The organism is Maritimimonas sp. 2304DJ26-3 (genome assembly GCF_056591635.1).
This window is the reverse complement of the sequence record NZ_JBWQOK010000001.1, coordinates 340,568-351,948: the sequence shown is the minus strand read 5'-3', so window position 1 is coordinate 351,948 and position 11,381 is coordinate 340,568. Positions and strand designations below refer to the sequence as shown.

The 11,381-nt window shown below is 32.6% G+C and carries 12 protein-coding genes and 1 tRNA gene; 9 read left to right on the top strand and 4 right to left on the bottom strand.

Features of this window, described 5'->3' with window-relative positions; genetic code table 11:
* Positions 1–37 precede the first annotated feature (37 nt).
* The 4 genes from AC1EUV_RS01635 to AC1EUV_RS01620 are packed head-to-tail and all read left to right on the top strand — an operon-like array spanning position 38 to position 3,450.
* Complete coding sequence (locus AC1EUV_RS01635; RefSeq protein WP_480196913.1) at positions 38–1,114, top strand: adenylate/guanylate cyclase domain-containing protein; 1,077 nt, start codon at positions 38–40, stop codon at positions 1,112–1,114.
* The gene (locus AC1EUV_RS01630; RefSeq protein ID WP_480196912.1) at positions 1,111–1,779 is read left to right on the top strand and encodes an ion channel; all 669 of its coding nucleotides are present in this window, start codon (positions 1,111–1,113) and stop codon (positions 1,777–1,779) included. The genes AC1EUV_RS01635 and AC1EUV_RS01630 overlap by 4 nt, the downstream gene beginning before the upstream one ends.
* 3 nt (positions 1,780–1,782) lie before the next feature.
* Positions 1,783–2,208: an SRPBCC family protein gene (locus AC1EUV_RS01625; RefSeq protein ID WP_480196911.1), complete on the top strand. Its 426-nt coding sequence runs from the start codon at positions 1,783–1,785 to the stop codon at positions 2,206–2,208.
* Positions 2,209–3,450 (top strand): cation:proton antiporter, encoded by a 1,242-nt coding sequence (locus AC1EUV_RS01620; RefSeq protein ID WP_480196910.1) that lies wholly within the window; start codon positions 2,209–2,211, stop codon positions 3,448–3,450. It begins immediately after the preceding gene.
* Here the strand turns inward: AC1EUV_RS01620 and AC1EUV_RS01615 are convergent.
* Positions 3,447–4,298: a hypothetical protein gene (locus tag AC1EUV_RS01615; protein ID WP_480196909.1), complete on the bottom strand. Its 852-nt coding sequence runs from the start codon at positions 4,296–4,298 to the stop codon at positions 3,447–3,449. The two genes, AC1EUV_RS01620 and AC1EUV_RS01615, sit on opposite strands and share 4 nt — an antisense overlap.
* A 1-nt stretch (position 4,299) precedes the next feature.
* On the bottom strand, positions 4,300–5,292 hold the full coding sequence (gene dusB / locus AC1EUV_RS01610) for a tRNA dihydrouridine synthase DusB (protein ID WP_480196908.1): 993 nt from the start codon (positions 5,290–5,292) through the stop codon (positions 4,300–4,302).
* A gap of 68 nt (positions 5,293–5,360) precedes the next feature.
* Here dusB and AC1EUV_RS01605 point away from each other — a divergent pair, with 68 nt between their 5' ends.
* Positions 5,361–6,278 carry a cation diffusion facilitator family transporter gene (locus tag AC1EUV_RS01605; RefSeq protein ID WP_480196907.1) on the top strand — a complete coding sequence of 306 codons (918 nt, stop codon included), beginning with the start codon at positions 5,361–5,363 and terminating at the stop codon, positions 6,276–6,278.
* Positions 6,279–6,314: 36 nt separating this feature from the next.
* Entirely contained in the window at positions 6,315–7,391 is a 1,077-nt protein-coding gene (locus AC1EUV_RS01600; protein ID WP_480196906.1) for a 2Fe-2S iron-sulfur cluster-binding protein, read from the top strand.
* Between the two features lie 29 nt (positions 7,392–7,420).
* Here AC1EUV_RS01600 and metK read toward each other — a convergent pair whose 3' ends face one another.
* Positions 7,421–8,674: a methionine adenosyltransferase gene (metK, locus tag AC1EUV_RS01595; protein WP_480196905.1), complete on the bottom strand. Its 1,254-nt coding sequence runs from the start codon at positions 8,672–8,674 to the stop codon at positions 7,421–7,423.
* A 290-nt stretch (positions 8,675–8,964) separates the two neighbouring features.
* On the opposite strand from metK, the gene trxA reads away from it, so the two are divergent.
* The 3 genes from trxA (at position 8,965) to AC1EUV_RS01580 (ending at position 10,419) form a co-directional block, all read left to right on the top strand.
* Positions 8,965–9,282 carry a thioredoxin gene (gene trxA / locus AC1EUV_RS01590; RefSeq protein ID WP_480196904.1) on the top strand — a complete coding sequence of 106 codons (318 nt, stop codon included), beginning with the start codon at positions 8,965–8,967 and terminating at the stop codon, positions 9,280–9,282.
* A gap of 69 nt (positions 9,283–9,351) precedes the next feature.
* On the top strand, positions 9,352–10,278 hold the full coding sequence (locus AC1EUV_RS01585) for a DUF58 domain-containing protein (protein WP_480196903.1): 927 nt from the start codon (positions 9,352–9,354) through the stop codon (positions 10,276–10,278).
* Between the two features lie 67 nt (positions 10,279–10,345).
* A tRNA-Asp gene (locus AC1EUV_RS01580) sits at positions 10,346–10,419 on the top strand.
* 130 nt (positions 10,420–10,549) lie between these two features.
* Here the strand turns inward: AC1EUV_RS01580 and murI are convergent.
* Positions 10,550–11,341 (bottom strand): glutamate racemase, encoded by a 792-nt coding sequence (murI, locus tag AC1EUV_RS01575; RefSeq protein ID WP_480196902.1) that lies wholly within the window; start codon positions 11,339–11,341, stop codon positions 10,550–10,552.
* Positions 11,342–11,381 lie beyond the last annotated feature (40 nt).

Sequence of the window (11,381 nt, the reverse complement as noted above, 5' to 3'; positions counted from 1 at the left end):
AGTGTTTGATGTATATTTGGCGTCCACCAACCAAAATATGACCAAAAATTTAAAAACATATTTCAAAAACCTAGGACAATCTTCCATATACTGGATAATTGTCATGGGATTATGGGTTATTTTTAGATATTACGGTCTTGAAAACGAAATAGGATTTGAAGTTATTGTTGAGCAAGAAGACTTAGTATTCAATGGTTTAATAGCCTCTGTTTTTGTAGGTTTTTTAATAGGTGTTTTGTATGCAAATATTGATTTATTAATAAACAACTATGTTTCAAAACGGCTGAGTATAGGTTTTATGCTTTTACTTAAAACATTCTCATATTTAGCAATTACTATAGTAGTTTTTACTTTAGCTATGCGTTTGTTTGCAGGTATTTATGAGTTAGACGTAGACACAAGTATAGGGTGGTGGCGACAGGACAAATCGTTTTGGGCAATTATTGCATATATGGCAATAGCGACCTTACTTTTTTCATTTATAAAAATAGTCTCAGATAAGTTTGGTAAAGGCGTATTGTTGAACATGTTATTAGGTAAGTATCGCAATCCACAAGAAGAAAAACGAATCTTTATGTTTCTGGACCTTAAGGATTCTACTACGATTGCTGAAAAATTAGGGCACCACAAATACAGTAAAATGATTCAAGATTGTTTTTATGATCTCAATGAAGTGGTCCCTAAATATGAAGCCGAAATTTACCAATATGTAGGCGACGAAGTAGTATTAAGTTGGCCTTATAAAAAAGGGTTGGCTAATAATAACTGTGTGGATTTATTCTTTGCATTTCAGAAGAAAAAACAATCAAAATCTGACTATTATCTCGAAAAATACGGATTGGTACCAGAATTCAAAGCAGGATTACATGGCGGTGCTCTTATGGTTGCCGAAGTTGGTGTAGTTAAAAAGGAACTTGCTTATCATGGAGATGTTATTAATACCTCGGCACGTATTCAAGGAGAATGTAATAATTATAACGTCTCAATTTTAATCTCTGAAAACTTATTAAACGATCTTACATTTAAAAGCCGATTTTCTGCTACTTTTTTAGGGAAGGTATTGTTAAAAGGAAAGCATAAAGAGGTTAAAATTCATACAATTCAAACGATATGATTATTAAATTATATAAATATCGTTTCGAAATGTTTTTGGCAACTCAACTGACTATATTGTTTGGTTCATTGTTCTTTCCACATGATTTTTACGAATATACTCTGCTTCCAATGTTATATTTAGTAAGCATAGCAGCAGGTATTTTAATGATTTCTAAAAAGAAAAAGCTAATGTGGTTTTCTATTGGATTATTTGCAGTCGCAGCTTTTATTTTTGGGTCAGATATGATCACTAGATCTGATAATACAGAGAACATTTTAATTAGATTGTCGATCTATTTCATTTTTCATTTGATTGTTACCTGGAATATTATTGGTCAAGTTTGGAAAGCAAAACGAGTAACTAAGAATGTTATCATAGGTTTAATGAGTGGTTATATATCGTTAGGGTTTTTAGCTTTCTTCTTATTTATGTCAATCGAGTTAATAAACCCGGGTTCTTTTCAAGGAATTTTAATGGAGAATAATGATTTTGAAGTGCGATCTGATAACATTTTATACTATGCGTATATTACTTTATTAACCATAGGTTATGGAGAAATTATTCCAGCAACAGCTATAGCGCAAAAAGCTGCTGTTTTAGTAGGCCTTGTAGGTCAGTTTTATATGGTAATTATTACTGCTGTTGTAGTTGAAAAATATATTAGACATTCTGTAAAAGACTAAATTATGGCAGAGCCGATTGTTGTTGAAAAAACTTTTGATCAACCTTTAGAAGTAGTTTGGAAAGCTATAACTGAACATCATCAAATAGTACAGTGGTTTTTTGATAATATTCCTGATTTTAAACCTGAAGTAGGTTTTAAAACACAATTTTTAATTGAAAATGAAGACCGAAAGTTTACCCATCTATGGGAAATTATTGAAGTACTTCCAAGAGAAAAAATTGTTTATGATTGGAGATATAAGGAATATAAAGGAAAAGGACTCGTGTATTTTGAATTATTCAAAGAATCTAATAAAGTAAGATTACGATTGACCAGTACTGGCATTGAAACTTTTACGGCAGACATACCAGAATTTAAAAGAGAAAGTGGTATGGCAGGATGGAATTATTTTATAAACCACTTACATTTGTACCTCAATAAAAAGTAGATGGACTATTACTTAATATTTACTGCACTTATAACACTTTCGGCAATTTTTGGCTATATAAACGTACGGTTTTTAAAACTGCCAAATACTATAGGCTTAATGCTTATTACCATTATTTACACATTAGCAGTGTTTGCATTAAGTTATTTTGATGACACACTATTACAGGCAGAGGTGGCATTTATAAAACAAATTGATTTTAAGGAATTATTATTAGATCATATGCTTAGTTTTTTGCTTTTTGCGGGAGCTATGCATACTAATTTTCAGCAATTAAAAGTGCAACGTTGGCCTATTTTATCATTTGCCACATTAGGAGTGCTAACTTCTACATTTTTGATAGGAGGAGTAATGTATTATATTTTACCGTTGTTAGGTTTAGATGTTGCATTTATCTATTGCTTACTTTTTGGTGCATTAATTTCTCCAACAGATCCTATTGCTGTGCTTGGAATACTTAAAAAGGCAGGTGTGCCAAAAAAATTAGAAACTAAAATTGTAGGAGAGTCATTATTTAATGATGGTGTTGGTGTGGTAGTCTTTTTAACTATTTATCAAATAGCATCTGGTAGTGGAGATGCTTCTTTTTGGGGTGTAGCTGAACTTTTTGGAGTTGAAGTGTTTGGAGGTGTACTTTTAGGATTAGCTTTAGGGTGGTTAACTTTTAAAATGCTAAAATCTATTGATGATTTTGATATTGAGGTCATTATAACCTTAGCCATGGTGATGGGCGGTACAATTATCGCACAAAAATTTCATGTATCTGCTCCTTTAGCAATGGTAGCAGCAGGATTAGTTGTAGGGAATGATACCATTCGTGATTCTTCAATGTCTGAAACCACTGAGCTTTATGTAGATAAATTTTGGGAGCTCATAGATATTTTATTGAATGCTATTTTGTTTGTGCTAATTGGTATGGAAATGCTGGTATTAGTATATGATGGTAAATTTATTACCGCTGGGTTGATAGCAATTCCGATTATCTTAGCATGTAGATATTTATCTCTACTACTACCGGTAAATCTATTTAAAAAGAAACTCGATTTTGTACCAAATACTAACTTGATTATGACTTGGGGGGGGTTGCGAGGAGGAATTTCAATTGCCTTAGCACTTGGTTTATCTCAAGAAATGCATCGTGATTTATTTTTAGTAATCACATATATAGTAGTAGTTTTTTCAATTCTAATACAAGGATTGACTATAGAAAAGTTGGTTAAGAAATTACAGGTAAAGAATTAGTCAATTTTAAATTCATACAAGTTACCACCAGAACCATGAGCTCGTTCATCGGTTATATATAATGTTGTATCATTTTTAAAGCAAACACCTTCTTTTTGAGACAAGTCAGCTTCAAAAGGTAATTCAGTTGCTTTACCTGAAAAGAAATCATCTTTTTTAAAATCTGTAAATACCCAAGCAGATTTGTGATTTGTTAGCACTACTTTTTTACCATCTTTAGAAATATCTGCAGCCGTTATCCAACACTCCATGTCTTTGCAAGATTCAAATGAGTTTACATATGTAGCCACATGATTTCCTCTTTTAGCTGGCACTTTATACATATTGGTTCTACCAAATTTATGCTTTACACGGCTTTTGGTAAAAATATATAAACTGTCATTATAAAAGAAAAATGCCTCGCTATCAAAATGCATTTGCTTTTTTTTAGGCGGGAATTTTTCCTGATTAGGATACCTAAAATTGATACGCTCTATTTCTACTTTTTTGTCGGATTTTAAGTCTGTAGCGTTTACTTTTAATATGGTTAAGTTCTTACGTTTGTTAGCATTATTTCCAAAATCACCAATGTAAAAGTTTCCTTGTGTGTCAGAAGTTAAATCTTCCCAGTCATGGTTCTTAGCATTGATTTTTAGTATTTTTTTGATCTTTCCTTTTTCATTTAAGCCAAATAATTGGGGTTTATTACCGCTATCATTCAACATCCAAATAAGATTAGATTTAGGAGTAGTTTCCATACCTGAAACTTCTTTTAAAGATTTAGGAAGATCTGCCAATACTTTTAATTGCCCAAAGTTGGTACAGCTTGTAAGCAAAAAGGGAATAATAAGAAAATAGAATCCTCGCATTTTAAGCAAATTGATGATCCGTAAATTTTTCAAGTACTTCATCAAATACATTATATACATCTTGAGGATCATCTAATGTTACCATTTTTAAACGATATTCTTTAAAGTGCGGAATACCTTTAAAATAATTGGTATAATGTCGGCGAGTTTCAACTACACCTAAGCGCTCACCTTTCCAATCAATAGACATTTCTAAATGACGACGCGCTACCTTAACGCGTTCTTCTAAAGTAGGTTTTGGTAAGTGTTCACCAGTTTCAAAAAAATGTTTTACTTCTCTAAAAAACCAAGGGTAGCCAATAGTGGCTCTGCCAATCATTGCTCCATCTAAACCATAATCATCACGCATTTTTTTAGCTCGTTCTGGGGTAGAAACATCACCATTTCCAAACACAGGAATGTGCATTCTAGGATTGTTTTTTACTGCCGCAATAGGCTTCCAATCGGCATCACCCTTATACATTTGAGCACGCGTGCGACCATGTATAGCAATAGATTTAATGCCAACATCTTGTAATCGTTCAGCTACTTCTACAATTTTTATGGAGTCATGATCCCAACCTAAACGGGTTTTAACAGTTACAGGTAAGTTAGTACGCTTCACCATTTCAGCCGTTAGTTTTTCCATTAAACAGATATCTTTCAAGATACCTGCTCCCGCACCTTTTGAAACTACTTTTTTTACTGGACAACCAAAATTGATATCTATAATATCAGGATTTGACTTCTCAACAATGTCTATGGTTTGAAGCATGGAATCAAGGTTTGCTCCAAAAATTTGTATCCCTACGGGGCGCTCTTTTTCGTAGATGTCTAATTTCATTGTGCTTTTTGCAGCATTACGAATGAGTCCTTCACTAGAAATAAATTCGGTATACACTACATCAGCTCCTTGTTCTTTACATAAAGCTCGGAACGGCGGATCAGAGACATCTTCCATGGGCGCCAACAATAGCGGGAAGTCTGGTAGCTCTATGTTATCTATTTTTACCACGGTGCAAATTTACACATTCCTGTAAAAGGAAAAATCTTATTTATATATTTACGAGTAAGTTTAACAGTATGTCAGAGCATAGTCACGAAGGGCATCATCATGGCCCTACCGATTTATCACAAATAAACAGAGCTTTTTATATAGGTATCTTTTTAAATGCTGTTTTTACAGCTATTGAATTTGTATATGGTTTTATGCATAATTCTTTAGCTTTAATAGCAGATGCTACTCATAATTTAAGTGATGTAGCAAGTCTGATTATTTCTTTGATTGGACTAAAACTTACGCAAAAAGCAGCTACAAAATTGTATACTTATGGCTATAAAAAAGCTTCAATATTAGCTTCACTAATAAATGCTGTTTTATTAGTTGCTGTAGTTTTTAACATTGCTAAAGAGGCTATTGAACGTTTTGATGCTCCGCCGGAAGTATCAGGAAAAGTAATAATTATTGTTGCACTGATTGGGGTATTTATTAATACCCTTTCAGCCTTTTTGTTTTATAAAGGGCAAAAAGATGATATTAATATAAAAGGAGCCTTTATTCATTTACTCGTTGATGCCATGGTGTCTGTAGGTGTGGTAATTTCTGGTATAATGATTCATTATACAGGATGGCATCAGATAGATTTGATAGTTAGTATAATTATTGCAATTGTAATTTTAGTTACTACTTGGGGTTTACTAAAAGAAAGTATAAAACTTACGCTGGATGGAGTTCCTAAAGATATTGATGTCGAAAAGATTCAAAAAATAATCTTGAAAAATGAAGCTGTTCAAAGAGTGCATCATACTCATATTTGGGCATTGAGTACAAATACAAATGCCATGACAGCACATGTAATACTAGATAAAGATTATACAATAGATAAAATTTCAAAATTGAAGAAAGACATTAAGCATGATCTAGAGCATGAAAATATTCAACACGTAACGTTGGAATTTGAAACAAACAAAGATCATTGTACAGAAGAAGATTGTGATTGAAAACTCTTCCGTATTTTTACCATTCAAAATACTATTATGAACAGATTTTTTCAATTAGAAGTTGTAGAAGTGAAAAATGAAACAAGTGATTCGGTCTCATTAGCATTTACAATTCCTAACGGAATGGAAAATATTTTTAACTACAAACCAGGTCAATATCTTACATTAAAGTTTAATTTAAATGGCAAAGAAGAGAGGCGTTCATATTCTTTATGTAGTTCACCTGTATTAGAAGAACCTTTGCGAGTTGGTGTGAAACGTGTGAAAGATGGTTTAGTGTCTAATCATATTAATGATAATGTAAAAGCTGGTAGTGTAGTAGAAGTAATGCCTCCTGATGGCCGCTTTTTTGCCGATGTTAAAAAGGATAATTATAAAACATATTATCTGTTTGCAGCGGGTAGTGGTATTACACCTATTCTTTCCATTTTAAGAACAGTTTTACACACTGAAGAAAAGAGTTATGTGCATATGATTTACGGCAATAGAACACAAGATTCTATTATGTTTAAGGATGAGCTGGATAAACTACAAGAAGAATATAAAGACAGACTTATTTTAGTTCATGCTTTAAGTAGATCAAAAAGTGGTTGGCTATCTAAAAAGCCAAAAATGGAATTTAGAAAAGGACGAGTTGATACTCAATGTGTTGAATGGTTTATAAATGAATACCCTCTTTATGCGCAAGATGTAGAATATTATATCTGTGGTCCTGGTACTATGATTGACAATACTAAGAATGCTCTGCAAAATATTGACGTACCAGAAGAGCGTATTTTTATTGAAAGCTTTGGAGATGGAGTAGAAATTAAAAGTAATGCAGAAGTTGGAGTTTCTGATGCTAAGCTAATTGCGAATTTAGATGATGAAAAAGTAGAATTAACGATTCCTAAAGGAAAAACTATTTTAAGAACGTTATTAGATAGTGGTTTTGATCCGCCATATTCTTGTGAAGGAGGTGTTTGTTCTACATGTATTTGTAAAGTAACACAAGGGTCAGTACAAATGCGGAACAATGTGGTTTTGACTGATGAAGAAGTCAAAGATGGTTATATATTAAGTTGCCAGAGTGTACCAACTTCTGATTTAGTTGAAGTTGATTACGATGAATAAAAAATCCGCTTTATAGCGGATTTTTTATTTTATAAATTAAAAGCTTCTTTAACTTTATCTAGATAGTCTAATTTTTCCCAAGTAAATAATTCAACTTCTAGAGTTTTGGCTTCTCCATTAGGTGTATAGAATGTTTTAGATACTGTTTCATTTTTACGTCCCATATGTCCGTAGGCGGCAGTTTCGCTATACATGGGTTGACGTAGTTTTAATCGTTCTTCAATTGAAGCAGGACGCATATCAAAGATATTAGCAACTTTCTCAGCGATTTCTCCATCTGATAAATCGACTTTAGAAGTACCATAGGTATCAACAAAAATACCCATAGGTTCAACTACACCAATAGCGTATGATACTTGTACTAAAATCTCATCTGCAACGCCCGCAGCTACTAAGTTTTTAGCTACATGTCTAGTAGCATAAGCAGCACTTCTATCTACTTTACTTGGATCTTTTCCAGAAAATGCACCACCTCCGTGTGCGCCTTTACCACCATAAGTGTCAACAATAATTTTTCTTCCTGTTAAACCAGTATCTCCATGAGGGCCACCAATTACAAATTTTCCAGTAGGATTGATATGGTATTTTATATCGTCATTAAACAATTCTTGAATTTCTGGTTTTAATTTAACCTTAAGTCTAGGGATTAAAATTTCAACTATATCTTTTCTGATTTGAGCTAGCATAGCCTCATCTGAAGCAAAATCATCATGTTGAGTAGATACAACAATAGCTTCAATACGTTGAGGCTTATTGTCATCAGAATACTCAATAGTAACCTGACTCTTCGCGTCTGGACGCAAATATTTTATAAGTTCATTTTCTCTACGCAATAAGGCTAATTCAATTAATATTTGATGCGACAAATCTAAGGCAAGAGGCATGTAATTATCTGTCTCTTTCGTGGCATAGCCAAACATCATTCCTTGATCACCAGCTCCTTGCTCTTCTTTAGAATCTCTGTCAACACCTCTATTAATATCATCAGACTGTTCATGTATCGCAGAAAGTACACCGCAAGAATTGCCATCAAACATATATTCTCCTTTAGTGTATCCAATTTTATTAATAGTATCTCTAGCTATTTTTTGAACGTCTAGATAAGTGTTAGATTTAACTTCACCAGCTAAAACCACCTGACCAGTTGTAACCAACGTTTCGCAAGCTACTTTTGACTCAGGATCAAAAGCTAAAAAATTATCAATTAAAGCATCTGAAATTTGATCTGCTACTTTATCAGGATGTCCTTCAGAAACACTTTCTGAAGTAAATAAGTATGACATAGATTGTTCTTTTAGTTAAGTTTAAAAAAGATGAATGATTGGTCGTGTAAAGAAGTAGAAAATTACTGCTTTAGCATTTTTAACGAGGTTGCAATCAGTCAAATTTTTCCTCAAAAATTCGGCTACAAAAATACAGATTAAATCGGAAGAAAAAAACTCATAAGAAAACCAATTGTAAGGAAATAATTTTTTTACATACTATTATAAGCAAAACTAATTAAGCTCTAGTTAAAAAGGAAAATAATTGTTTATTTTTGTACACACGAATTTAGAATATTAAATAAAAAAATATGGCATTAGAAATAACAGATGCTACTTTTGATGAGGTAGTATTAAAATCAGACAAACCGGTATTAGTAGATTTTTGGGCAGCTTGGTGTGGCCCATGTAGAATGTTGGCTCCTACAGTTGAAGAATTAAGCAATGATTTTGATGGTAAAGCTGTAGTTGGAAAATTGGATGTTGACGCAAATCAAGAATTTGCTGCAAAATATGGAGTTAGAAATATACCTACTGTATTAATTTTTAAGAATGGTGAAGTGGTAGACAAACAAGTTGGTGTTGCGCCTAAAGCAACTTACACTGAAAAATTAGATGCTCTAGTTTAAATTGCATTTAAGAATTATATTTTGAAAAGGTTTGGCTATTAGTCAAACCTTTTTTACTTTGTAGAAGTTATGGAGTTATCTAAAGTTAGCAATATAAAAGAGATAGGTAGTTTAGAATTACTAGCAACTCAGGTTGTCGAAGGTTTTATAACTGGGATGCATAAAAGTCCGTTTCATGGATTTTCTGTTGAATTTGCTGAACATCGTTTATATAACAAAGGTGAAAGTACTAAACATATCGATTGGAAATTATATGCTAAAACAGACAAGCTTTTTGTAAAACGTTACGAAGAGGAAACTAATTTAAGGTGTCATTTAATAATAGATAATTCGGCTTCAATGCATTATCCCATAATAAAAGATGTCTCTATAAATAAGTTAAACAAAATAAGTTTTTCAGTAATTGCATCGGCGGCTTTGCTTGAGATATTAAAGCGTCAACGCGATGCATTCGGATTGAGTATTTATTCTGATCAGAATGAATATTATGCACCTGCAAAAGGAAGTGAACGTCACCGATACATGTTGTTAAATGCTTTAGAAGATTTATTAAAGAAAGAAGATTCTCAAAAGAAAACTTCTACTTATGATGTTTTACATGAAATTGCTGATAAGGTACATAGAAGATCAATGATGTTTTTGTTTACTGATATGTTTCAAGCAGATAAAAAAGAAGATGAATTATTTGAAGCATTACGTCATTTAAAGTACAACAAACACGAAGTTATTTTATTTCACACCTATGATGGTAAACATGAAATGGATTTCGATTTTGATAATCGACCTAAACGATTTGTAGATGTTGAAACAGGTGAACATATTAATTTATATGCAGATACTATTAAAGAAACGTATAAAGAAGCTGTTGATACTTACTTTTCAAAGTTAAAATTGAGATGTACACAATATAAAATTGACTATGTGCCAGTAGACATTAATAAAGGATTCAATCAGGTTTTAACGGCGTATTTGGTGAGTAGAAAACGATTTTTGTAAAAAAGTGAAAATATGTGTTGCAGATTAGAAAAAACGAGCTTATATTTGCAACCGCTAATTAAGCAACGGTTTGGTAGTTCAGCTGGTTAGAATACCTGCCTGTCACGCAGGGGGTCGCGGGTTCGAGTCCCGTCCAGACCGCAAAAAGAAAGTTGTGTTGTTTTTAGTAGTTTTTTATAAACTGCTCTAACTGTTAAAGTTAGTCAATGGAAAGCTTCCCAAAATTGGGATGCTTTTTTTGTTTTAGATGATAAGAGAAGAGCAGGATGACTTAAAAATCAAACTTTTGAGCACTTATATTTGTATTATTACTAGCTACAAAAAGGTTTAAAACTTCGAGATTAAGATTGGTATACAATCTATGATTATTTAAATTAGAATGTTTGCCAATTAGCATTTCTTTTTCTTTTAAGATGGCTCTTGTTTGTTTTGCAACTGCCGAACCAGAATCTATAATTGTTACATTATCACCTATAATTTCTCGGATTTGTGGCATCAAAAGGGGATAATGACTACATCCTAGTACTAGATAATCAATAGAAGCACCAAGCATTGGCTGAAGATATTTAAACAGCAGTTTGTTCATTTCTGTACTATTGATTTTTCCTTGTTCTATCAAGGGAACTAACCCTTCACCAACTTGCTCAATTACAGTAATATTTGATGCGAACTTATTTGATGTTTGATTAAAAAGTTCGCTTGTTAATGTACCTTTTGTAGCTAGAATGCCAACAGCATTAGTTTTGGTTTGAAGTGCGGCTGGTTTGATAGCGGGTTCTATTCCTATAAAATGAACATCGTAATTGTTACGTAAATAAGAAATAGCGTTGGTAGTAGCAGTATTACACGCTACCACAACAATTTTGCAGCCCTTCTGTAAAAGAAATTCAGTATTCTTTATACATAAATCAATAATCTCTTGTTTCGTTTTTTGTCCATAAGGTGCATTTTTACTATCCGCTAAATAAATAGTGTTTTCTTGTGGTAAAAGGGAGGTAATCTCTTTCCATATAGTGATACCTCCAACACCTGAATCAAAAATACCAATAGGTTGATTGTTCATATATCACAAAAATAAAAAATCCCACTTTGGTAAAAGTGGG

What these genes read in the sequence shown, in the direction of transcription:
- AC1EUV_RS01635 (WP_480196913.1), top strand. Translation starts at nt 38, where the DNA reads ATGACCAAAAATTTAAAAACATATTTCAAAAACCTAGGACAATCTTCC.
- AC1EUV_RS01630 (WP_480196912.1), top strand. Translation starts at nt 1,111, where the DNA reads ATGATTATTAAATTATATAAATATCGTTTCGAAATGTTTTTGGCAACT.
- AC1EUV_RS01625 (WP_480196911.1), top strand. Translation starts at nt 1,783, where the DNA reads ATGGCAGAGCCGATTGTTGTTGAAAAAACTTTTGATCAACCTTTAGAA.
- AC1EUV_RS01620 (WP_480196910.1), top strand. Translation starts at nt 2,209, where the DNA reads ATGGACTATTACTTAATATTTACTGCACTTATAACACTTTCGGCAATT.
- AC1EUV_RS01615 (WP_480196909.1), bottom strand. Translation starts at nt 4,298, where the DNA reads ATGCGAGGATTCTATTTTCTTATTATTCCCTTTTTGCTTACAAGCTGT.
- AC1EUV_RS01605 (WP_480196907.1), top strand. Translation starts at nt 5,361, where the DNA reads ATGTCAGAGCATAGTCACGAAGGGCATCATCATGGCCCTACCGATTTA.
- AC1EUV_RS01600 (WP_480196906.1), top strand. Translation starts at nt 6,315, where the DNA reads ATGAACAGATTTTTTCAATTAGAAGTTGTAGAAGTGAAAAATGAAACA.
- metK (WP_480196905.1), bottom strand. Translation starts at nt 8,674, where the DNA reads ATGTCATACTTATTTACTTCAGAAAGTGTTTCTGAAGGACATCCTGAT.
- trxA (WP_480196904.1), top strand. Translation starts at nt 8,965, where the DNA reads ATGGCATTAGAAATAACAGATGCTACTTTTGATGAGGTAGTATTAAAA.
- AC1EUV_RS01585 (WP_480196903.1), top strand. Translation starts at nt 9,352, where the DNA reads ATGGAGTTATCTAAAGTTAGCAATATAAAAGAGATAGGTAGTTTAGAA.
- murI (WP_480196902.1), bottom strand. Translation starts at nt 11,341, where the DNA reads ATGAACAATCAACCTATTGGTATTTTTGATTCAGGTGTTGGAGGTATC.